At 56.2% G+C, this 22758-nt stretch carries 20 protein-coding genes; 9 read left to right on the forward strand and 11 right to left on the reverse strand.

Annotation, left to right across the window (positions count from 1 at the left end; translation table 11 throughout):
• Nucleotides 1-347 precede the first annotated feature (347 nt).
• Nucleotides 348-770: a hypothetical protein gene (locus tag VL547_RS06670; RefSeq protein ID WP_325576535.1), complete on the reverse strand. Its 423-nt coding sequence runs from the start codon at nucleotides 768-770 to the stop codon at nucleotides 348-350.
• 270 nt (nucleotides 771-1040) lie between these two features.
• On the opposite strand from VL547_RS06670, the gene dgt reads away from it, so the two are divergent.
• A complete protein-coding gene (gene dgt, locus VL547_RS06675) occupies nucleotides 1041-2462 on the forward strand; it encodes a dGTP triphosphohydrolase (protein ID WP_325576537.1) in 1422 nt (473 codons plus the stop codon).
• 31 nt (nucleotides 2463-2493) lie between these two features.
• On the forward strand, nucleotides 2494-3915 hold the full coding sequence (locus VL547_RS06680) for a DNA/RNA non-specific endonuclease (RefSeq protein ID WP_325576539.1): 1422 nt from the start codon (nucleotides 2494-2496) through the stop codon (nucleotides 3913-3915).
• A gap of 39 nt (nucleotides 3916-3954) precedes the next feature.
• Here VL547_RS06680 and VL547_RS06685 read toward each other — a convergent pair whose 3' ends face one another.
• The 7 genes from VL547_RS06685 to dnaN are packed head-to-tail and all read right to left on the reverse strand — an operon-like array spanning nucleotide 3955 to nucleotide 9283.
• Nucleotides 3955-4278, reverse strand: coding sequence for a hypothetical protein (locus tag VL547_RS06685; RefSeq protein ID WP_325576541.1), 324 nt, complete (start codon nucleotides 4276-4278; stop codon nucleotides 3955-3957).
• Between the two features lie 35 nt (nucleotides 4279-4313).
• Nucleotides 4314-5387 (reverse strand): iron-containing alcohol dehydrogenase family protein, encoded by a 1074-nt coding sequence (locus tag VL547_RS06690; RefSeq protein WP_325576543.1) that lies wholly within the window; start codon nucleotides 5385-5387, stop codon nucleotides 4314-4316.
• On the reverse strand, nucleotides 5374-6288 hold the full coding sequence (locus VL547_RS06695; RefSeq protein WP_325576545.1) for an ROK family protein: 915 nt from the start codon (nucleotides 6286-6288) through the stop codon (nucleotides 5374-5376). Before VL547_RS06695 ends, VL547_RS06690 begins: the two co-directional genes overlap by 14 nt.
• 35 nt (nucleotides 6289-6323) lie before the next feature.
• Complete coding sequence (locus tag VL547_RS06700) at nucleotides 6324-7049, reverse strand: 3-deoxy-manno-octulosonate cytidylyltransferase (protein WP_325576547.1); 726 nt, start codon at nucleotides 7047-7049, stop codon at nucleotides 6324-6326.
• A gap of 50 nt (nucleotides 7050-7099) precedes the next feature.
• A complete protein-coding gene (locus VL547_RS06705; RefSeq protein ID WP_325576549.1) occupies nucleotides 7100-7912 on the reverse strand; it encodes a sterol desaturase family protein in 813 nt (270 codons plus the stop codon).
• Between the two features lie 37 nt (nucleotides 7913-7949).
• Nucleotides 7950-8165, reverse strand: a complete 216-nt coding sequence (locus VL547_RS06710) for a putative signal transducing protein (RefSeq protein ID WP_325576554.1) — start codon at nucleotides 8163-8165, stop codon at nucleotides 7950-7952.
• Between the two features lie 2 nt (nucleotides 8166-8167).
• Entirely contained in the window at nucleotides 8168-9283 is a 1116-nt protein-coding gene (gene dnaN / locus VL547_RS06715) for a DNA polymerase III subunit beta (protein WP_325576556.1), read from the reverse strand.
• Between the two features lie 134 nt (nucleotides 9284-9417).
• On the opposite strand from dnaN, the gene VL547_RS06720 reads away from it, so the two are divergent.
• Together VL547_RS06720 and VL547_RS06725 are read left to right on the forward strand one after the other, a co-directional pair.
• Nucleotides 9418-10671 (forward strand): pyridoxal phosphate-dependent aminotransferase, encoded by a 1254-nt coding sequence (locus VL547_RS06720; RefSeq protein ID WP_325576558.1) that lies wholly within the window; start codon nucleotides 9418-9420, stop codon nucleotides 10669-10671.
• Between the two features lie 9 nt (nucleotides 10672-10680).
• Nucleotides 10681-11826, forward strand: coding sequence for a methionine aminotransferase (locus tag VL547_RS06725; RefSeq protein ID WP_325576560.1), 1146 nt, complete (start codon nucleotides 10681-10683; stop codon nucleotides 11824-11826).
• On the opposite strand, the gene VL547_RS06730 is transcribed toward VL547_RS06725, so the two are convergent.
• Nucleotides 11813-12322 (reverse strand): DUF2480 family protein, encoded by a 510-nt coding sequence (locus VL547_RS06730; protein WP_325576562.1) that lies wholly within the window; start codon nucleotides 12320-12322, stop codon nucleotides 11813-11815. The two genes, VL547_RS06725 and VL547_RS06730, sit on opposite strands and share 14 nt — an antisense overlap.
• Before the next feature lie 121 nt (nucleotides 12323-12443).
• A complete protein-coding gene (locus VL547_RS06735; protein WP_325576564.1) occupies nucleotides 12444-14570 on the reverse strand; it encodes a peptidylprolyl isomerase in 2127 nt (708 codons plus the stop codon).
• Between the two features lie 564 nt (nucleotides 14571-15134).
• Here VL547_RS06735 and nadA point away from each other — a divergent pair.
• Entirely contained in the window at nucleotides 15135-16154 is a 1020-nt protein-coding gene (nadA, locus tag VL547_RS06740; protein ID WP_325576566.1) for a quinolinate synthase NadA, read from the forward strand.
• 25 nt (nucleotides 16155-16179) lie between these two features.
• Here nadA and feoB read toward each other — a convergent pair whose 3' ends face one another.
• Nucleotides 16180-18285: a ferrous iron transport protein B gene (gene feoB, locus VL547_RS06745; protein ID WP_325576568.1), complete on the reverse strand. Its 2106-nt coding sequence runs from the start codon at nucleotides 18283-18285 to the stop codon at nucleotides 16180-16182.
• A 99-nt stretch (nucleotides 18286-18384) separates the two neighbouring features.
• On the opposite strand from feoB, the gene VL547_RS06750 reads away from it, so the two are divergent.
• The 4 genes from VL547_RS06750 to VL547_RS06765 form a co-directional block, all read left to right on the forward strand.
• Nucleotides 18385-19563 carry a hypothetical protein gene (locus VL547_RS06750; protein ID WP_325576570.1) on the forward strand — a complete coding sequence of 393 codons (1179 nt, stop codon included), beginning with the start codon at nucleotides 18385-18387 and terminating at the stop codon, nucleotides 19561-19563.
• A complete protein-coding gene (locus VL547_RS06755) occupies nucleotides 19560-19994 on the forward strand; it encodes an IPExxxVDY family protein (protein ID WP_325576572.1) in 435 nt (144 codons plus the stop codon). The genes VL547_RS06750 and VL547_RS06755 overlap by 4 nt, the downstream gene beginning before the upstream one ends.
• Before the next feature lie 3 nt (nucleotides 19995-19997).
• The gene (locus VL547_RS06760) at nucleotides 19998-20237 is read left to right on the forward strand and encodes a 4a-hydroxytetrahydrobiopterin dehydratase (RefSeq protein ID WP_325576574.1); all 240 of its coding nucleotides are present in this window, start codon (nucleotides 19998-20000) and stop codon (nucleotides 20235-20237) included.
• Nucleotides 20238-20347: 110 nt separating this feature from the next.
• On the forward strand, nucleotides 20348-22758 hold a 2411-nt coding region (locus VL547_RS06765; protein WP_325576576.1), incomplete at its 3' end, for a S9 family peptidase.

The raw sequence follows: 22758 nt of genomic DNA on the forward strand, positions 1-22758 counted from the left end.
ATCCCACCCCACAGCCGGAGGCCTACACGCTTAGGGCGGAACGCGGGAGGAAACGGGGGCGCCAGGTGCAGAAGGGGCAGCTGAAGGCGCGGTTGGCGGGGAAGGCGGGAGGCGGAGGCCGGGAATTTGGCCAAATAAGAAAGGCCCCGCCGGGTTAAGGCGAGACCTTTATCGATTGGTGAAAATATATGGACGAAGCAGCCGAGAGGCCGGGTCCAGTGTGCCGACAGACAAGCGTGTGACACACTACTGCATAGAGGGCAGATACAATCGAGATGTGAATGGGAAGGGAGGCCTCCGGGAGGATATCCGGAAGGGGCGCTCAGCCTTCGGGAGCAATCGTTAGATTAATTCGTCCGCTTTACGGAGACTTCTTCGACAGAGCGCTGTTGGGCGGCTACGGCATACGTGTAAGAGCTGTTGCTCTTCAGGTTGCGGATGACGAAGGAAACCGAGTTGATTTCTTCACCGGGGGGCAGCTTGAACTTCTTATCGAACTTTTTGTCGGTGTACAGGCCTTTGTAGAGCGTGTTACCGGCGTCGTCGACTACGGCTACATAATAGGTGTCTCCGGCGTTGTTGTCGAAGGCGACATCGAAGATGTAGTTGCCGTCCTGGGAACCGATGTAGGTTACGTTAACGGGGTTTACTGCATCGGCCTTGTCCTTGTGGGACTGTGCCTTGGTGGCACCGGCGTGCAAAAAGAAGAGACCGGAAAGGAACAAGGTGGCTGCCGCGCGCAGCGTGTTGTTCATAATTGGCTTTTTCATTTTTTTGTACATTTTGGTTTAAAAAAAATCTTAATGTACAAGCAACCAGCTAGGAACAAGCGAATCGTGGGGCAAGCAATAAAAGAAGAACTGGGAGACGTACTTTCAAGTACATTTACGGCAGCAAATTTCGGGGGTATTCCGGAATAAACCGCAACGAAACTGTTAAAGAACTATGATGAATCCCAGGACAAATATACAGCTTTTTTTCAATTTTACTAACTAACGGGATTTTTAATAGATATTATTTATTTTAATGTAAACGTTTGCATGTCCCAAAACGCGCGCTGGGAGGACATTTTCTCCATTAATAGGGTAGGTAGGGAAAAACTGAAGGAAGAGGTTCGGTCTGGCTTCCAACGCGATTTTGACCGGTTGATCTTTTCGTCTGCCTTCCGTCGGCTTCAAAATAAAACCCAGGTCTTCCCCCTCCCGGGGAGCACCTTCGTGCACAACAGGCTAACACATTCACTGGAGGTGGCCAGCGTCGGGCGTTCGCTCGGGAAAATCGTGGGGTCGTACATCGCCGATAACGATCTTGGACACGCCAAAAATGGTGACGCGGCCGAAGCAAATGCAGGGGCCGGCGAATTCTACCGCTACGAACTATCCAACGTCATCGCCGCCGCCTGCCTGGCGCACGACATCGGCAACCCCGCATTTGGTCACTCCGGGGAAAAGGCGCTGTCGGCCTGGTTCATAGAACACAAAGCGATACAAAGCTTCTTCTCCCCGGGGGAGTGGGCCGACCTCATCAATTTCGAGGGAAACGCCAACGCCTTCCGCATACTCACACACACGTTCAAGGGCAAATTGCCGGGCGGCTTCGGACTTACCTACACTACCCTGGCCTCTATCCTTAAATATCCCTGCGACGCCACCGCGGTCGGGAGCAGCGCCCACCGCAAGAAATACGGGTTTTTCCAGAGCGAACAGGAAAACTTCCTGGAGGTGGCCGGGGCCCTGCACATGATCCGCGACAACGGCGCGACGCCCGCCCAGACCCGCGCGGCTTCGCCGCAGGCGTTTTTCCGCCACCCCTTTGTGTACCTGACGGAGGCCGCCGACGACATCTGCTACCAGGTGATCGACGTCGAAGACGCCCACCGGTTGGGTATCCTTGAAAAAGGCGAGGCGCAGGAGCTCCTCATGAACCTGATGCGCAGCATCGGCCGGCCCACGGACAATATGGATAGGGTTGGAAAAACCGTAGCGGGCATCGGCGACGCCAACGAGAAGATCGCCTACCTGCGTGCACGGTGTATCAATACGCTGACCCTGCAGGCCGCCGATGTATTCATCGAAAATCGCGACAAAATCCTGAACGGGGCCTTCAACAGCACCCTCATAAAAACCATCAATAAGGCCTTCCACGCCCTGGACGCCATAGAAGCCCTGTCCGTGGACCGGATCTATAACCACGAGTCCGTCATCCAGATCGAGATCGCGGGCTATCATGTCATGAGCGCGCTCCTCGACGCCTTTGTCCCCCCGCTGCTAAAGACCGTCCCGGACGCCAGGGACAAAAAAATGATCCGGCTTATACCGGATCAGTTCCTGGATATGGGCGAGTCCTCCTCGCCCTACCAAAAAGTTCGTTGTGCATTGGACTACATCTCGGGGATGACCGATCTCTATGCTACGGAATTATACCGCAAGCTCAAGGGTATCGACATCCCGCTGCACCGGTAGGAAGTGCTGCCGGGTTTTATTATATTTATACATGCCCACCAAAAAAACCTATGATAGGCCGGCCGAACGGACAAACCGTTCAGCAGCGGGAAACGTCTCCTCAAAAGGAGTCTCCCGTCAGGCAGTCCGCTTATCAGCAACCCAGCCCGTACAGCTGCGACACGAACTCCACGTCGGCGACGGCGCCTTCAAAACACCCGCGGGGATCACCCTGGAAAATACATTGAATCCCATTTTATCCAAGAAGAGTCTGAACTACGGGTTCAGGATCGGGAACGACGACTCGCCAAAAACCGCCAGTAAAGAAACCGAGTCCGCGATGTTCCGCCCCAACAGCGCCTATGCATACATCGACAAGGTACAAGGCGGCGAGAAGCGGGCGAAGCTCATCGACCAATATGGCTATGTCGGCTCGCAGGAGCGCGCCATCTTCGGCCGTAAGCGCGTCCAAACCTATGACGGCGGGCACCTTATCGGACACCAGTTCTTTGGCAACGAAGCCGACATACACGGGAATCTGGCGCCGCAACACAACAAGTTCAACCAACTATCCTGGCGGCTCTTCGAAGAGATCGTTCAAGAAGGATTCCGGGTCCCGGGAAGACACTATTCCGGGAAATTCGGGGAGGAGGTTACCGCCAAGGTAACCCTCCGGTATGCATCGGACAATTACCAGCGCAGCATCAAGGACCTGTTCGAAGCCGGTGTGATCGACGAAGAGCAGTACAAATGCATCCTGGGTGATGGACACAAGGACGACGAATTGCTCACGTTCGACAATTTTGTACCAGTGGATTGGGAAGGACACGCCCAGGCGACAACCGAACCCACGGCAAAATCCACCCAGATCACCAGGGCCTTGAAGGGCGGATATGCCTACAACATACAAGAGGACAAAGACGCTATCCAAGACGTCGTGCCACACGATGTAGAGGAGGACGACTATTTTCCCGCCTCCCAGGAAAGCCACAGCGCCTTTGGCATATCAAACATCGAAGACCAGCTTTTGAGCTATGGCGGCAACAATATAGAGACCTTCAGCGGTAAGCAGGCTGTTCCCCGCCCCGTCAATAAGCAGAAACCAGCCAATATCGCCGACTATTACTACCTCAACAAAAGCAGCGGTGGCGAGACCAAATCCGAAATCGTAAAGATCATAGTTCCCGGACTTACCCAAAAGGTTTCCATGACACAACTAAGGAAATTGGACGGGAAGCTGGGACCCGGGAAGCTGGGTGAGCAGAGCGGTCAATTCGACCACCTGATGTTTAAAATCGGCCATGGCAGGGTTTGCCAATTCTTGGTCAAACGGCTCAATAGCTACCCCGTGCCCTCGGGCAAAACGGCTATCAAAGCGTTCCTGGAGCTGGTAGCGGCAAAATCGGAAATCAAGGACAAAACCGCGAAGATCAAGTTCCTGAGCCTTTGGATGGATCCCAATTTCGTAGAATAAGAACGTCACCGCGGGACCGGTCCCGCGGTGACGTAAAATTTAATTCCCTTTGGGCTTCGCGGTGGCGGCGGGCTTCGCCGCGGCAGCCTGCTTATTGGCCTTGTATCGCATATCCGGCGTGCCGTCCTTTTTGGTGGGTCCGGCGGGCGCAGCTGCCTGCTTATTGGCTTTATACCGCATGTCGGGCGTGCCGTCCTTTTTGGTGGGACCCGCGGCAGGTTTTGCGGTCGTGGCCGTGGTGGCGGGTTTCGTGGTGGTGGCAGTCGTCTTTGGCTTTTTAGCCGTAGCTGGTGCGGTCGTTTGTGCGGAAGCAAAGCAAATGCAGAACAATAGCGCAATCGCTGACATCAGAGTCTTCTTCATAAAATAGCGAAGTTTAGTTTCCCTAATATAGCGATTTACAGCTTTTCATATAGCGCCCGGAGCCGCTGGCGGGTCATCTGTTTTTCCCAATCTTTTCCCAACGCATTCTCCCACAACGGTTTCATTCCCAGCGAAACGTTGATCATGGTGTCGAATTGTTCGTCGGTCAGGCCCTTACAGATCCCCTCGGGGATGTGGATTCCGTTCCTGGCCACCATTTGTTTGAACTCCGCGACGCCCTCGGGGTAGAATTCTTCGAGGTGGTTGAACACGATACAGTTGCCGATCCCGTGTTTGGTGCCCAGCAAATAAGACAAGCCATAGCTCACCGCGTGCGCGACACCCACCTGGGAATAGGCGATACTCATCCCACCGGCATAGGAAGCCATCATGAGCTGGTCGTCGCTGTGCTCGTCCCAATGGTCCTTGTGCAGGAAAACCTCCTGGCATAAGGCGAGCGCCTTTTCCCCGTAGGATTTGCTGAATTCGTTGAGGTAGGTGCCTGTCAGGCTTTCGATACAATGGATGTAGCAGTCCATCCCGGTGTAAAAACGCTGGTTTACCGGCGCGTTTTCGGTCAGGGTCGGATCCAGCACGATCTGGTCGAAGGGCGTGAAGTCCGAGTTCATCCCCAGCTTACGGGTTGGACCCGTGAGCACCGTCGTCCGGCTCACTTCCGCCCCCGTCCCGCTCAGCGTGGGGATTCCCGCCTTGTACACGCCTGGATTCTTGACAAGGTCCCAGCCCTGGTAGTCGGCCGAAGAGCCCGGGTTGTTCATCATCAGGGCCACCGCCTTAGCCAGGTCCATCGTGGAACCGCCGCCGATACCGATAACCCCGCTGACTGTCCCATAGGCGTCCTTTAGCTCCTGCGCCAGCTTGTCGACCTGGGTCGTCTTCGGTTCGTAGGTTACGTCCGCCAGCACGAGCCGGTCTTTTCCCCTCAAGGGTATCCGCCCGGCCAGGGGCTTGCCGTCAAAATATTGGTCCAGCAAAAAAACCATGGGGGCGTCGCCCTTACGCCGGGGCGCCAATATCTCGTCCAGCTGGTCAAAACAACCACGGCCGTATACGACATAACCGACCATCTTGAAATTACGGAATTGCATGGCGCAAATTTAAGGCTGCCGCCCCAAATACCCCCGCACTATCTCCAAGCGAGGGCGGTACCACGGGGACGTCCAACCGGTTATTAAAAATGTGCGCGGCCAGGGACTTCACCCCTTCGGTGTAAAGACCCGGGATGTTCCCTACCCCACCCCCGACGACGATCACGTCCGGGTCGAGCAGGTTGGTCACTACGGAAAGCGCCTTACCAAAGAAATGATACAGGCGATCGAGCGTCTCCACGGCCACCGGATCGCCGGAAGACACGATCTCGGGGAGGCGCGCGGGCCGCCCGGAACGCGAAAGATAAAACCGCTCGAGCCCGGGGCCGGAGAGGACGGTTTCCACACATCCCGTTTTACCACAATAACAAGTCCCCCCGGAGTCGTCAAGGAAGTTGTGGCCCCATTCCCCGGCTATGCCGTGCCGGCCGTTCCACGCGCGGCCGTCCAGCACGATGCCGCCGCCTACGCCGGTACCCATGATGACCCCAAAGACGACGCGCGCATCGGGGTAACGGTCCCGCACCACGCCCCAATGGGTTTCCGCCAGGGCAAAACAGTTGGCGTCGTTGGCAAGGACGCAGGGTACACCCAGCGCAGCCTCCAGGTCTTTTTGCAAAGGCCGGCCGTTCAGCACCACCGAATTCGCGTTCTTCATGGTCCCCAGGATCGGGTCTAATTCACCCGGGGTGCCAAAGCCGATCGAGGCCGGCGTCAGGCCTGACCCGGCCTTCATTTTTTCCACCAATTCCCTGATCCGGTCGATTACGTGGTCGTACCCACGGCTCGTTTCCGTAGCGATCCGCGTCCGGACCAGGGGTTTGGGATCCCCCTGCGCCGGCATGATCACACCTTCCACCTTCGTACCGCCCAGGTCTATGCCCCATAGCCATTGTTCCATATCATACGTTTTTTGCTCTTAAAGCGCCCCTGCGGCTAAAGGATTTTCGCCGCTCGTTCCAGGTCCTCCGGGGTATCGATCTCCACCCCCATATAGTCTACCACCACCATCCTCAGCGGCACGCCGTGCTCCAGGTACCGCAAGCACTCCACCTTCTCCGCGTTCTCCAGCGGCGTCACCGGCCAGCGGGTGAAATCGAGGAGGGCCTGTTTACGAAAAGCGTAGACGCCGATGTGCTCGTAGTACGTTATCGCGAGCTCTTTGTTGCGCGGGAAAGGGATGATGCTCCTGGAAAAAAAGAGGCTGTTGCCCTTCAGGTCCACCGCCACCTTTACATAATTCTCGTCGGCAATGAGGGCTTTGTCCCTGAGCTCCTGCATCAGCGACGCCACCTGAACCGCGGCGCCTTCGGCGCCGCCGAACACCGCGAGCAATTTCTCCAACGGCTCCCGTTTCACGAACGGTGTATCCCCCTGCACATTCAACACCACGTCCACCTCCATATCCTCCACGGCCTCGGCGATCCGGTCGCTCCCGCTTTCGTGCTCGCGCTTACTCATCTTCGCCACACCTCCATGCCGGGTTATCTCGTCGAAGATCACCGGACTGTCGGTCACCACGACGACTTCGTCAAAAAGACCCGTGGCCACGGTATTGTCATACGTATGCCGGATCACGGTTTTGGACCCCAGAGTTTGCATCAGTTTGGCGGGAAAACGGGTGGCCGCGTACCGGGCCGGGATGAGCGCCGCTGTTCGCATGGAGAAGTTTTTGCTGACAAAGTTAAGGCTGCCGGCGGTACGGCGCGTCGCTACGGCCGCGGGCGGTACTTACGGAACGGCGCCGCCAGCAAATTACCGACGGTATCGCTTTCCTCCATGTGCGTATCTAGCCCATACGTCAACCCCGAGGGCGGCAAACTCCGGAAGGTTCCGAAAAGACGATCCCACATGGAAAATATGTTCCCGTAGTTGCTGTCGGTAAACGGCTGCCGGTAGTGGTGGTGGACCTTGTGCATATCCGGCGAGACCAATACCCAGCTCAGGGCTCGGTCCAGGCGATCCGGCAGGCGGATGTTGGCGTGGTTGAACTGCGCAAAAAGCACCGACAGGCTTTGGTACAACATCAGCACCCATATGGGCGCCCCCGTTACGGCCACCGCCAGCAAGGTAAATAAAGCCCGGACTACGCTCTCGCCGGGGTGGTGGCGGTTGGCGGTGGTAGTGTCCACGTGTCTGTCGAGGTGGTGCACGAGGTGAAGCTGCCAGAGCCACCGGACCTGGTGTTCGATCCAGTGGACCAGCCAGGCGGAAATCAGGTCCAGGAGCAGAAGACCCAGGAGCCAGAACAACCAGGACGGCATGCGGACCAGGTAAAGCAAACCGAAGTGGTGCGCCTCCGACCAGGTACAGGTGCGGACGATGAGAAAGGCAAAGGCAAAATTGATCACCACCGTCGTCAACGTAAAGAACAGGTTCACCCCCGTATGCGGCAGACGGCGGTACGGCGCCCGCGTAAGCGGCAGCGGCCCCTCCAGCAGCCAGAAGAACAACAACCCTGACACCAGGATGAGCGTGCGATGAGACGAGGGTATGTGCGCCCAGTATTGAGACCAGTCGGACAACAAGCGTGAATCGTTTCCGATAAGATACGAAAAAACGCTATAACTCCTTGCGTTCGTCCTCCATAATCCCCAGCATCGCCGACGCCGTGTGCGCCTCGGTTTCCGGTACGACCAGCTTGATCCCGTTGACACCCGCGGCGATAAGCGTCGAAATCGCCTCATCCCGCAAAAAAGCGTGGATGCCGGCGTCCTTCAACCGGCTGAGGTCCAGGTTTGCCGAAAGATAATTATTGTATGTCCTCAGAATGACCACCTCTAGTTATTCAACATCAGCGGCATGACCAGCATGAGTTGATCCTCGTCGGCGTCCTGGTCCGCGGGTTTTATGATCCCGGCCTTGGTCGGGGTGGAGAGTTCCATTTTAACCTCATCCGAATCGGTGGCGTTGAGCATTTCGATCAGGAACTTGGCGTTGAAAGCGATCTGCATGTCTTCGCCTTCATACCGGCAGCGCATCCGCTCGTTCCCTTCGAAGCTGAAATCCACGTCCTGCGACGCCAGTTGCAATTCGCTTCCGGTAATGCTCAGGACTACCTGGTTGGTGCTCTTGTTACTGAACACGCTCACTCGTCTTAGGGCGTTCTGGAAGTCGGAACGGCTGACCGACATGGTATAGGGATTGTCCACGGGGATGACGACTTTGTAGTCCGGGAAACGGGCGTCGATCAACCGGCACACCAGCTGCGTGGTCCCGTGCGAAACAAAAAGGTGGTTCCCGTTATACGCGATTTTCAGCTCGTCGTCATTGTCGGGGAGCGCGCTCTTCAAAAGGTTGAGCGGCTTTTTGGGAACGATGAAGTTGTCGGCCTTTCCCGCTTTCACTTCCTTGCGCTGATAGCGCACCAGCCTGTGGGCGTCGGTCGCCACGAAATTCACGCTGTCCTTACCGAGCTCGAAGTAGACCCCGGTCATGGCGGGCCTCAGGTCGTCGTTGGACACCGAAAACAGCGTCTTATTGATGGCCGTCACCAGGGCGGAGCTGGTCATCGTAAAGGCGGTGGCGTCGTCCGCGGCGGGCTCCTTGGGGAAGTTATCCGGGTTTTCGCCCATCACCTTGTACTTCCCGTTGTCGCTGGTGATCTCTATCGCAAAATTTTTCTCAATCGTAAAAGTCAGCGGCTGATCCGGAATATTCTTCAACGAATCCATCAAAATCTTTGCAGGAATACAAACTTTACCACTATCCTTTGCCTCTATATCCAATTCGACCTTCATCACGGTTTCGAGGTCGGTAGCGATAACGGTGAGCTTATTTTTATGAATATCGAAAAGAAAGTCCTCCAGGATGGGCAGCACCGTGTTGGCGTTGATGACGCCGCTAATCTGCTGTAAGTGCTTTAATAAGGCCGAAGAGGAAACTATAAACTTCATAGCGTTTGTTCAGTTTGGATAATTTAACAGGTTTCGGCGTCAATTTATAAAGTTTTTAGCAATAGCCTTTTAAAACTTATAAACGCGTGGGGGGAAAACACGAATAACCGTTAGCCTTTCCTATCTTTGACCCCATGCAACTTTCACATCTGGCCGAAAGCCTCATCGGTTCCGAAATCGTACGCCTGGGTAACGAGATCAAGGACAAGATCCGTCAGGGCAGCAAAATCTACAATTTCACTATTGGCGACTTCGATTCGAAAATCTTTCCTATCCCGCAAGAGCTCGAACGCGGGGTCATCGATGCTTATCGCGAAGGCTACACCAACTATCCGCCGGCGGAAGGCATCCTCGAGCTCCGTGAATCGGTGGGTAAATTTATCGGCCAGCGTGAAGGCATCCACTACGGCCCTGCTGAAATCCTGATCGCGTCGGGCGGAAGACCGCTGATCTACGCGCTCTACCGTTCGATCGTGGACAAGGGTGAAAAGGTGATCTATGCGGTCCCTTCCTGGAACAACAACCACTATGTGCACTTCGTGGAGGGCGAGCACGTAAAGATCGACACCACCCCCGAGCAACAATTCATGCCCACGGCCGCGCAGATCCGCCCCTACCTGAAGGACGCGACCCTGCTGGCCCTTTGTTCCCCCCAGAATCCGACGGGCACTACCTTTTCAAAGGCGGAGCTCCAGGCCATCTGTGACGACGTAGCCGAGGAAAACGCCCGGCGGGGACCCGACCGCAAACAGCTTTTTCTTCTGTACGACCAAATGTACTGGACACTTACCTATGGCAAGACCGAGCACTACAACCCCGTCTCCCTCCGACCGGAATTAAAGAACTGCACTATATTCATCGACGGCATCAGCAAGGTATTTGCCTCTACCGGGCTCCGCGTGGGCTGGGCATTCGGACCCGCCCCGGTCATTGCCAAGATGAAGGCGATCCTATCCCACATGGGCGCCTGGGCGCCCATGGCCGAACAGCGCGCGACCGCGGGCTATCTCCTGCAGACCGAAGCCATCGACCGCTACCTGCGTCACTTCAAGGCAGAGCTGGAAGAGCGGCTGACCCGCATCTTCGACGGCTTTATGGAGCTAAAGAACCAGGGGTATGCCGTGGACGCGGTGGCGCCTCAGGCGGCGATCTATCTGACGATCTGTTTCAACCTGAAAGGAAAACGCACGCCGGCGGGAAAGGTCCTCGCCACCCAGGAAGACGTAACCGCCTATATCCTCGACGCGGCGGGGCTCGCCGTGGTGCCCTTCTCCGCCTTTGGCGCAAAGGACGCGCCCTGGTACCGGCTGAGCGTCGGCACCTGTATAAAGGAAGAAATTCCGGAGATGCTGGGGGCCGTGCGCGGCGCGCTCGAAGGGCTTTCCTAATTTTGCCCCATGCACCCGATCGACAGTAAGTTGCCGGCCGTTGGAACGACCATCTTTACCGTGATGAGTTCCCTGGCCCTCGAACACAAGGCCATCAACCTTTCCCAGGGCTTCCCGGATTTTTCGATGGACCCCGGGTTGATCGGGGAGGTACACCGGGCGATGACCGACGGCGCCAATCAGTACACCCATATGAACGGTTACCCGTTGCTCAGGGAGCGCATAGCGGAAAAGGTGTCGGGCTGCTATGGCGCGGCCGTCGATCCTCAGACCGAGATAACCGTTACCCCCGGAGCGACATACGCCATTTATACGGCGCTGACCTGCGTGCTCCGACCCGGGGATGAAGTCATCGCGTTCGAGCCCGCCTACGACAGCTATATACCGAATATAGTAGTCAACGGCGCCACGCCCGTGCTGGTGCCGCTTTCCTTCCCAGACTATTCCATCGACTGGGATCGCGTAAAAGCCGCGCTCACGCCGCGTACCCGGATGATCCTCCTCAACACCCCGCACAACCCCACCGGTACCGTCTGGAAAGAAAGCGATTTCCGGGCGCTCGAAGCGCTGGTGGAAGGGACTGATATACTGATTATGAGCGACGAGGTATACGAGCACATCACCTTCGACGGCTATCGTCATCCCAGCATCCTTGGTTTTCCCGCGCTCCGGGAGCGGGCCTTCGCCTGTTTTTCCTTTGGAAAAGCCTATCACTGTACCGGCTGGAAGATCGGCTATTGCATCGCACCGCCGGCGTTCACCACCGAATTCCGGAAGGTCCACCAGTTCAATTGCTTTAGTACGAACACCCCGGCCCAGGTGGGCCTCGCGAATTATTTAGAAAAAACGGAAGCCTACCTGGATCTGCCAGCCTTCTACCAGCGCAAACGCGATTTTTTTCTGGAGCGTATGCGTGATTCCCGATTCCGCTGGCTAGACAGTAAAGGGAGTTATTTCGTACTGGGAAGCTATGGCCATTTCAGCCAGGAGAAGGATACCGATTTCGCCATCCGTCTCACCAGGGAATACGGCGTCGCGGTTATACCGGTGTCCGTCTTTTACCAGGACGGCAGGGATGACAAGGTGGTCCGGTTTTGCTTTGCAAAAAAGGAAAGTACGCTCCAGGAAGCCGCCCACCGGCTTATTTCCGTTTGAATACCGGCACCGTGCTGCAGGGCTCCCCGTACATAATGCTTTTGGCTACCGGCCGCAGTTTCATCGTGATCCGGAGATACGCATCCGGCGGGATAGCTGCGTCCCCGCAGCCCTTTATGACGACGCGTTTATCCAGGTAATCCTCCGGGTTGATGTCGTCGATGGCGTCTAGCAACAGGTGTTGCCGCAACGCCGCCTCATTTCCCAGGAAAACCGATACCGCAACGGGTTCCAGGTAGGATGCCACCAGCATATAGGCCCAGGCCGGGATAATTGCATCCGCCGAGCAAAAGACGGCCACGTCCTTCCCGGTAAAGACGCTCCAATCCAACCCCTGAAGCGCCACCCGGAAGTCCTTTTCCTTGAGTATCAACCCCATGAAAAGGTGTTCCTTCAGGTCAAAAACAGCTACCCGCTCCACGGACGGCAGGAAGTCCTGGAGGTCCAGGGAGATCAGGCCGCTTTCCGTGACTTTGTTGACAATGACGTCCGACATGATGCAAAGTTACGCCTCCGCGGGCAAACTCGGCGGCCCCGTCTCGCGGCTCCAAAAGGAAAGGCCGCCCCTGGGGGCGGCCCTCTTAAGCCAGCTTTGGTGAAGCGAAGCGTCTATTGGCTTAATAGAATTTAATCCGGTTATCCTGTATGTCCGCCGCGTCGTGCAAGCCTTCCAGGGCGTTGTACCCGATGGCGTTGCGCATCACGCCCTCCATATTCTGGCGGCGAAGGGTGTAGTCGTTGTTCTGGTTGGGCTCGCTGGTCACGGACAGGGTTTGTACCAGGTAAACCCCCGCGGTACCCTTGATGGCTGTCGATACCTTGTTCAGGTTGGCCTTGTTAAAGGCCGCGCCGATGACCTTGGGCTCGTTCCCGAGGTTGGGGACGAAGGAGGCGCCGAAATTGACGCTGTCGGCGTGGGCGACCGTCACGCTGTATTTACCGGCGGCGGCGCTCAGGTCCGTAACCGCGCCCAGTTTGTCGGCGATCTGTTTGGCTTTTTTGTCGCGGCGGACCGAGTTTTCCACCAGGGTGCGGGCAAAGGTCCCCGTCGGGAGACCGGCATCCTGGATACCGGTGATCAGCGCCACTACTACGTCGTTACCGATATTTTCGGGGTCGCTGACGTTACCCTTTTTGTTGTCGAAGGCCCACTTTACCAGGCGCCGGGCTTCGCCCAACCCCTGGACCTGGTAGTCCGTTTCCTTGACCGTGACCGAACGCACGACCGCGTTGTGTTTGCGGGCTGCATCCTCGAAAGAGGGCGCCGATTGAGCGTCCGCGGCAAAATTGGTCGCCGCGGCATTGGTGGAGTTCGTGGTTTCCTCGCTGGGCAGGATTTCCTTCCCGAGATAGGCTACCTTATAGTGGGGCTCAAAGGCCTTCTGATCGACGATTTCGATCAGGTGATAACCAAAGGACGACTTTACGACACCCCGATCACCCTTCTTGCCACTAAAACAGAAGTTGTTGAACTCAGGAACCATTTGCCCCTGGGTAAAATAACCCAGGTCCCCGCCTTTTTCCTTGGAACCGGCATCGTCGGACAACTTGACGGCCAGGCTGTCGAAGTTGGCGCCGTGGTTGATCAGGTTCTGGATGCTGTCGATACGACGTTTGGCGGTGGTGTCGTCCAGGATCGCCTGGCCGCTCTGTGGATCGGTGGTCGCGATGAGGATGTGTTTGGCGTGGACCGAATCGGGCTGGTCCTTCTTATCCAACATCTTGGCTATAACATAGCTGTGGCCGTCCAGGTAGGGTCCGAACAACCCTCCTTCCGGCAGGGACTCGATCGAGTCCTTGTTCGGCACCTGAAGCGCGCTCTTGGCGACGTAGCCATCATAGAACTGGATACTGGAGCCGTTCTGGTTGATATAACCCTGCGCGTCCTTGGTGGTGGCAAAACCTGCTTTCAGGTCGATCAGCTGGGACAAGACCGTTCCGCTGTCTTTGGCGGAAGGGTCTCCGTCAAAAACGACATAGGAAATGCTCCTGCCGGCTTCAGCCGTTTTGAATTCTGCCTTATGGGTCTGGATATAATCCGACACCTCGGCGTCGCTCACCGGTACGGTCGAGTCGGAGACCAGGGCATAGGGAACGTCCACATATGACACGCTTGCCAGGGCGCTGTTGTCCTGGTTGTCTTTCTCCGACAACCACTTGGGATAATAGGCCGCGCCGGCCAGCATGATCAGGTATTTGTTCCGCAAGGCTTCCTGGGATACCTCATTATATAAATAATCTTCCAGGCCCAGGCGCTCCTGGTCGGTGGCAGGGCGGCGCTTGATCGTTTGGATATATTGGTTTACCGCCTCGACATTATATTGACCCGTTTTGGGGTCCGTAAAACGGCGACGGAAAATTTCCGGGGCGTTCGGGCTCTGGATGAGCGCGTTCAGCTCTTTGTCGGTAAAGGTGAGCCCGAGCTTTTGGACCTGATCCTGGAGGATCTTCTGATCCACGAGGGTTTTCCACAGCTGGTTGTTGATTTGGGCGCGCAGCTCGTCGTTGACCTGCATACCCTGTTGTTGGTAGTTCTGCTCCGCCTGTTTGAGCCGCCGGTCGAACTGGTTCAGTTCTATAGTTTCCCCGTCGACTTTTCCCACCGTCGTCGTATTTTTAGAAAATAAGCCTCCACCGGTTTTCTGGCTCAACGCGTCGATCAGGATAAAGCCGACCATGGCAACGGCAATCGCAGCAATCGCGGGCCCGGCATATTTATCCCGAATTTTCTGAATGACTGACATATATTATACTGTATCCACCGTTTTTTGGTGAGGGGCAAACCTACACGAAAAATCGTTATGTCGCTGCCGGGGGCCGGATTTTTTGCACAAAATGCCCTAAAATTAGGGCCCGGGGCTCCACTCAGGCCCCTTCCGCGCCAAATTTGGTTCCACGCGTGGAACATATCAAATTTATCCCCCCCGGCCGGTTGATAACGCCTTTTTCCTGTGGATAAACCCGGGTTTTCCACAGCCCGACCCGTGAATAATTGGATAATAAGAAGCCGGTATACGGCGGGTTGCCGCCGGTCGGGTGTACAAGCCGTTTTTTATACCCAGTAAAAGGAGCCTTATACACAAGGGCGGATTTGGGAGGTTTATTCACTTCCCGGCTTTTCCCCCGTTGTGTAAAAACGGGCGGATTCGAGGCGGGTCGTTGGGTGGGGTTGTTAATTCGCTGTGGATTGATGGGTATAACCGGTGATGATTTAATTTTGCATAGTAGAGAAACAGGTTTATCCACAAATGCACACGACTAATAATAATAGGTTCTTTTTAAAAAAATAAAGAAATATTAATAATACTATGGAAAACTTCGCGCTTGCGGAAGCCCGCGGGAAATTGGAAAAGACTGGCTACCTTGACATCGATTTGGACCCGCAGAAGGATCTCTTCCAGGAGATCGAGCGGTTGAAGCGGGAGAAGAACGCCATCATCCTGGCGCACTATTACCAGGAGCCGGATATTCAGGACGTGGCGGACTATATCGGGGACAGCCTGGGATTGGCGCAGGCGGCAGCCAAGACCGAGGCGGATGTGATCGTCTTTGCAGGAGTGCACTTCATGGCGGAGACGGCCAAGATCCTCAACCCGGGTAAGAAGGTGTTGCTGCCGGACCTGAAGGCTGGTTGCAGTCTGGCGGATTCGGCGCCGGCGGAACCCTTCAGGAAGTTTAAACAGGCACACCCGGACCACGTCGTGATATCGTACATCAACTGCACCGCGGAGATAAAGGCGCTGAGCGATATCATCTGCACTTCGTCCAACGCGGAAAAGATCATCGAGAGCGTACCCGCAGGCCAGCCGATCATTTTCGCGCCGGACAAGAACCTGGGGGCTTATTTGAGGAAAAAAACGGGTCGGGATATGTTGCTCTGGGACGGTGCCTGCATGGTGCACGAGATATTCTCCCTGGAAAAGATCACCCGGCTGAAGATACGACATCCGGAGGCCAAGGTGATCGCGCACCCCGAATGTGAAGAGGCGGTATTACGGGTTGCGGACTATATCGGTTCCACGACGCAGCTCCTGAAGTTCACCCAAAAGGATCCAGGTCAGGCGTACATCGTTGCCACGGAGACGGGTATCCTGCACCAGATGCAAAAGGAATCCCCGTTGAAGACGTTTATCCCGGCGCCGCCGACCAATAACTGCGCCTGTAACGACTGCCCGCATATGAAGCTGAATACGCTGGAGAAAGTGTATCTGTGTATGGAATACGGGCTCCCCGAAATCCTCATGGAGGAATCCCTCCGGGTGGCAGCCAGGAAGCCCATCGACCGGATGCTGGATATCAGCCGGAAGGCGGGCTTGATCGGGGGCTAGCGCCTCGCCCGGGTGGCTGGCGAGTCTAGCGGAATACATGGAAAGCGAGGAAACTCATGACATAAGCCAGCCCTGTCATGTAGAACAGCTGGAAAACCGGCCACTTCCAGCTGCGCGTCTCGCGCTTGACGACTGCCAGCGTGCTCATGCATTGCATGGCGAATACGTAAAAGATCATCAGGGAAACCCCCGTCGCCAGCGTATATACCTTTGCGCCATTGTCCATCCGGGCCTGTCCCATTTTTTGCCGCAGGGTGAGCTGGTCATCGGTGTTGTCTTCACCTACGCTGTACAAGGTAGCCATCGTGCCGACAAAGACTTCGCGCGCCGCCAGCGAAGTAATCAGGGCGATCCCGATCTTCCAGTCGAAACCCAGCGGCCGGATGGTGGGTTCGATGGTCTTACCCAGGCGGCCTGCCCAGGAAGCCGCCAGAAGGTCCGATTTTTTGACCCTTTCGTAGTCGGCGATATGTGCGGTGTCCTTTTGCTCCAGAGCCGCGTATTGCGCCTTAATGGCCTGCATACGACGACCGGGACCAAAGGAGCTGAGGGCCCAGAGGATGAGGGAGACCACCATGATGACCTGTCCGGCGTCCTTCAGGAAGACCCGGGCTTTTTCCCACATGGTGATAAACATGTTCTTCCAGCGTGGGGCGCGGTAAACGGGTAATTCCAGGATGAAGAAGCTACGTTCCTGGATCTTGATGATCCACTTGAATACATATGAGACGGTCAGGGCAAAGACCACGCCCAGGAGATATAAGGCCATCATGACCAGGCCTTGCTCGCTCAGGAAGCCGAAGTAGTAATGCTGCGGGATGACGAGGGCTATCAATATCGTATACACCGGCAAACGGGCTGAACAGCTCATCAGGGGCGTCACCAGGATAGTCAGGAGGCGCTCTTTGCGGTTTTCGATGTTCCGGGTGCTCATGATAGCCGGAACGGCGCAGGCAAAACCGCTGATCAGCGGCATCACGCTTTTCCCATTCATACCCACCTTCCGCATGAGCTTGTCCGTAAGGAAGCTGATCCTGGCCATATACCCGGTATCTTCCAGGAGGGTGATGAGACCGAAGAGGATCATGATCTGGGGCACGAAGACCATGATACCGCTCAGACCGGCGAGTATACCGTTGAGGAGCAGGTCGCTCCACCACGCGGTGGGCAGGACGCTCCCGAGCCAGCCGGTGAGCTGCGCAAAGGACCATTCGATGGCGTCCATCGGGTATTGGGCTATCCAGAATATGCTTTGGAACAACAGGAAAAGGACCGCCAGCAGGATGATGTATCCCCACCGCCGGTGTAGCAGGATACGGTCCAGGTGTTCGGTCAGCAGCGCTTTTTGTAAAGGGCCGGTCTCGACGACATTGCCCGCCATGATCTGCTTGATGCGGGCGTACCGCTGCATGATCTCGTCCGCCTGCACCTTGGTGGCGTTAAACCGTTCGTGCGATCGTATGGATTCTATTTCCCTGAGTTGTTCCGGTTGCAGGGGAATGTGCGCGTGGTTGATAAGGTAGTGGATCGCGGTATAGTCGCTGATGCCCGGGATTCCGGTCTTGAGCTTCGATACGGAAGTCTCCGCGAGCTCCCGGTTGGCGATAAAATCACGGGATGGGGCGCGGTATTGGTGTTTTGCGGTTTGTTCGATCGCCTTTTTCAGCTTGTCGAGGCCCTTTTCCTTCCGGGGGTTGATGGGGATCACGGGTACGCCGAGCTCCCTTTCCAAGCCAGGGATGTCGATCTCGATCCCCTTTTTTCGGGCGATGTCCATCATCGACAGGCCGATCACGAGGGGAATTTTGAGGTCTATGATCTGGGAGCAAAAAAGGAGGTTTCTTTTCAGGTTGCTGGCGTCCGCGATAAGGACGACAAGGTCAGGTCTGGCGGCGGGGTCCATCAGGACCTCGTAGGTGACCCATTCGTCCGCCCGCTTTGGATAGAGACTATAGGTCCCCGGCAGGTCTATGACACTGACGGTGAGGTGATCGCTTATGGTACTGACCCCCGTTTTCTTGTCGACCGTCACTCCCGGAAAGTTTCCGACCTTCTGCTGTAAACCCGTGAGGGCGTTGAACAGGGAACTTTTACCGCTGTTGGGGTTTCCGACGAGTGCTATATTGATCACCGCGCAAAATTATCGGAAATTAGGGCTTTACGGGTTGCGAGAACAGGAATTTCTACATTTGCACAAATATTGCTTGGTCCAATGAAACGATCCCCCAGGATGAAAACCGGACTATTTACAGGCGTGGCTGTTTGCCTGCTGGCGTGCCCAGGTTCCGCACAGAAATTGAAACGGGCCGACCGGGAGCTGGCTACCGAACTATCCCAGGACGGGACCCATTTGGGTCCGGATACCCCCGTGGGCGGTAAAGCCCCGGCGGCGGTGGTGTATATGTCGGACCAACTGGCCCGGGCGGGTGTTAGCGGTGGTGGTGAGAACGGCGGTTTTACGCAGGTCGAGCACGTGGACGAGGGAAAGGTCATCGGGTCTCGTTGCGCCCTGAGCCTGGACGGTAAAACGGCGGTCCCCGGGACCGACTTTTTTCCACTGGTCGGTTGTCCGGACGCCCATGCCGCCGGCAGCACCGGGGTATCGTTGCATGAGCGGGGTCTGCCCTGGATATATGACCTGCGGTACGACCTGGAGGCCGGGAAGCTGGATATGGTCGCAAAAGCGCTGGAGGCGAAAAAGAAGGGGGCCACGGCCCTCCTGTTGTACAATTCGTCCGGTATACCGGATGGGTTGAAGTTCGACGGTTCAGATAAAAAGACGATATATGCTCTTCCGGTTGTCTATATTTCCAAGGAATTGAGCGCCAAAGCATTTAGAGATCAGACGGCCTACGTGGACGTCGAGCTGACGGTGGCCACCCAGGAAAGGAAATATGACCTGTACAACCTGGCCGGATATGTAAACAACGGCGCCGCGCGGACGGTGATCCTGGAATCCGCCTATGATACGACCAGCGGCGCAGCCGCCCTGCTGGCCCTCACCCGGCTGGTAAAGCATGCGGGTTGGAAAAAGCACAACTACCTCGTCATCGCCTACCCCGGCGGAAGAGGACAACAGGCACTGGAAGCCTATTTTGTACGGCACCCCGACGTGAAAAGGGACAAGGTGGACTTCGTGATCGATGTCGAGGGTATGGCCAACCCCGACCCATCGGTTCCCGAGCTAACCGTCAGGGCCTGGAAACCCCATCAGGAATGGAAATCGCTGTTTGGTAAAAAGGACGCATACCTGAAGGTACGGTACGAAGAATCCCCCGCGGATACCCTGGACATACCAGGCGGCTTTCTGGCCTTTAGCACGAACCGAAACGGCGCCGGCAGCTACGATGGAGAGGCGCTGGCCGTGAGGTATGTATTCAACGGGTTGACACCCACGGAGAAGAAATGAAGTTCAAACTGGATATAAGCCAGATGGCGTCCGACTTTTTTGACGACGCCCGTCTGCTAGGTATAGTAGCGCCGGTACGGGATTACCAGCTATGCTGGCAATTGAACCATGCGCTAAGGCTGGATTTCCGGTTGAACAACGACCTGGAGATACAGCTCAGTAAAAAGGACCGGCATTATTTCTTTTCCATCTTCGAATACGCCGAGCCCATCGGCTCCCTGCGGCATTATCTCTACAACAACCAGTTCGACGGTGAATACCTCCTCCCTGAATTAAAGCACCTCGATTTCCTCTGGCTGGCCAAGGGCGATGAGGTGGCTGAACCGGAGTGGACAAGTCTCCAACAGGAAATCCGGAGGCTGGCGTCCGTCCAGATGGTCATGGAGCTATCCACCGCTGCCATCCGAAATAAACAACACCTCATATTTTAACCTATGTGGCAAGAAACCGACAACAGCCTCCGGCGGACCTACACCTTCGCCAATTTTTCCGAGGCCTTCGCCTTTATGACCCGGGTAGCCCTCGTCGCCGAGAAGATGGATCACCACCCCACCTGGACGAATACGTATAATGCCGTCGAATTTACCCTCAACACCCACAGCGCCGGGAACAAGGTTACCCAAAAAGACCGCGAGCTGGCCGCGGCCATCGATAAGATCCTTGCGGCCACTTGAACTCGCGCACTCGGCCGCAAGCCGCCGGGGAGGTATGCTGGGGGCGAAAGGATAAGTGGTTAGAATTTTATGTCTCGATTAGCTAGATTTAGCGTGAACAAAAACGAGACATGAAGAAAATTCCTTCCAGCTTAACCCTGCTGGTCGTCGGTATTCTGGCCGCTGGCAGTGCGAAGGCGCAATTATCCGTCGAAAAGATCATGCGGGACCCCAAATGGATCGGGTCTCAACCTTCCGGGGAATTCTGGTCCAGCGACGGCAAACAACTGTATTTCGACTGGAACCCTACCGCGGATGCCGATGATTCTCTTTACGGCACACCCATTAACGGGATAAAACCCGTAAAGGTTCCCTATATCGAAGGCGAACAACGTTTTGCGGAGTCCAGGGGCGTGCTCAATCATGCCCGGTCGGAGCTGGTATACGAGTTCGAGGGCGACATTTTCCTAAAAGACCTGAAAACCGGGAGGTCCCGTCAGCTGACCCATACGGAAGAACGGGAGTCCAACCCGCATTTTGCCCACGGGGATGCATGGATCGTCTATGGGTCGGGAGACAACCTGTTTGCCTGGGACAGGAGCGAGGGCACGGTTTTTCAACTCACCAACTTCGTCCACGGGGAGAACGCTCCCGCGGCGCCGGCAGGCCGAGGCGGCGGTTTCAGACGCGGGGGCAATACGACGGAAACGGGCGGTAACCCCCAGGAACAATGGCTGAACCGGGAACAGCTGGACCTGATGGAAGTGGTAAAGGAACGCCACGACAAGCGGGAGGCGAGAACGGCCTATCTGAAGACGGAACGCTATACCGATACGCTGAAGGCAATCAACGTGGGTGACAAACGGGTCACCGGCGTCGTCCTTTCGCCGGATGGACGGTATATCGTTTATGGGTTGAACGAAGCCGCCACGGGCGTGAAGTCCACCGTAGTGCCGAATTATGTAACCGAGAGCGGATTTACCACGGATATACCGGGTCGGGCAAAAGTCGGGGAAGCACAGGGTCACAGTACCTGGTTTGTCTACGACCGGCAGCGGGATTCCGTGATGGAAATAAAGACGGACAGCATTCCCGGTATCACGGATGAACCGGATTACGTAAAGGACTACCCCAACCGGCCGCGCCGAAGCCGCCCCCGGCCGGTATCGATGAATTTCGAATGGAACGAGGAAGGGACAAGGGTCGTGGCCGATATCCGCGCCCAGGATTTCAAGGACCGGTGGATCATGGAACTCGATCCCGGGCGCGGGGTACTAAAACCGGTGGACCGCCAACGCGACGAGGCCTGGGTCGGAGGCCCCGGGATCGGCTGGTTCAACGGCGCCGGTTTAGGTTTTGTAAACGCCCACACCTGCTATTTCGAAAGCGAAGCCACGGGTTATGCGCATTTATACGTTTACGATATGGATACCCACACCCGCACCGCGCTGACGAGCGGGAATTATGAGGTCCAACAGGTCGTGCTGGGTCTGGACAAGAAATATTTCTACCTGCTGACGAACGAAGAGCACCCCGGGAAGCAAAATTGGTATCGCCTGCCGGTGGGCGGCGGGAAAGCCGAAAAGATCACTTCCATGACCGGTATGTACGAAGTACGGCTTTCCCCCGATCAACGCTGGATTGCCTACCGTTACAGCTATATCAACAAACCCTGGGAGCTATATGTACAGGAAAACGCCCCGGGTAAAGCCCCCATCAAGGTCACCGACAAGGCGATGACCGCCGAATTCAGCGCATACCCCTGGCGCGACACGCGCATCTTTACCATCCCCGCCCGGGACGGTAAAAATATCTATGCCCGTATATACGACCCCGCCGCCGGGAAAAAGAATGGCGCCGCCGTCATCTTCGTGCACGGCGCCGGCTACTTACAAAATGTGGATTATGGGTGGAGCTCCAGCTATTTCCATGAATATATGTTCAACAATCTGCTCGCGGACCTGGGATACACCGTGCTGGACATCGACTATCGCGCCAGCGCCGGGTATGGTCGCGACTGGCGCACGGGCATTTACCGCCACATGGGAGGCAAGGACCTGGATGACGAAGTGGACGCCGCGCGCTACCTCGTCCGGGAACAAGGGATCGACTCCGCGCGCATCGGCCTGTATGGCGGCAGCTATGGCGGTTTCATGACGCTTATGGCCATGTTTACCGCCCCCCGCGTTTTCAAGGCTGGCGCCGCGCTCCGGTCCGTTACCGATTGGGCGCACTACAACCACGGATATACCGCGGCCATCCTCAACGAGCCCTTCAACGACAGCCTGGCATACCGTCGCTCGTCCCCCATCAATTTTGCCTCCGGCCTACAAGGACACCTGTTGATATGCCACGGCATGGTGGACGAGAACGTGCACTTCCAGGATGACGTGCGCCTCGTACAACGCCTCATCGAACTCGGAAAAGACAATTGGGAGCTGGCGGTCTACCCCATGGAAGACCACGGCTTCGTCGAACCCTCCAGCTGGACCGACGAATACAAGCGCATCCTGAAGCTTTTCAACGCAAATCTCCTCCCCTC

This window comes from Dinghuibacter sp. (assembly GCF_035492835.1).
Taxonomy (GTDB): domain Bacteria; phylum Bacteroidota; class Bacteroidia; order Chitinophagales; family Chitinophagaceae; genus Dinghuibacter.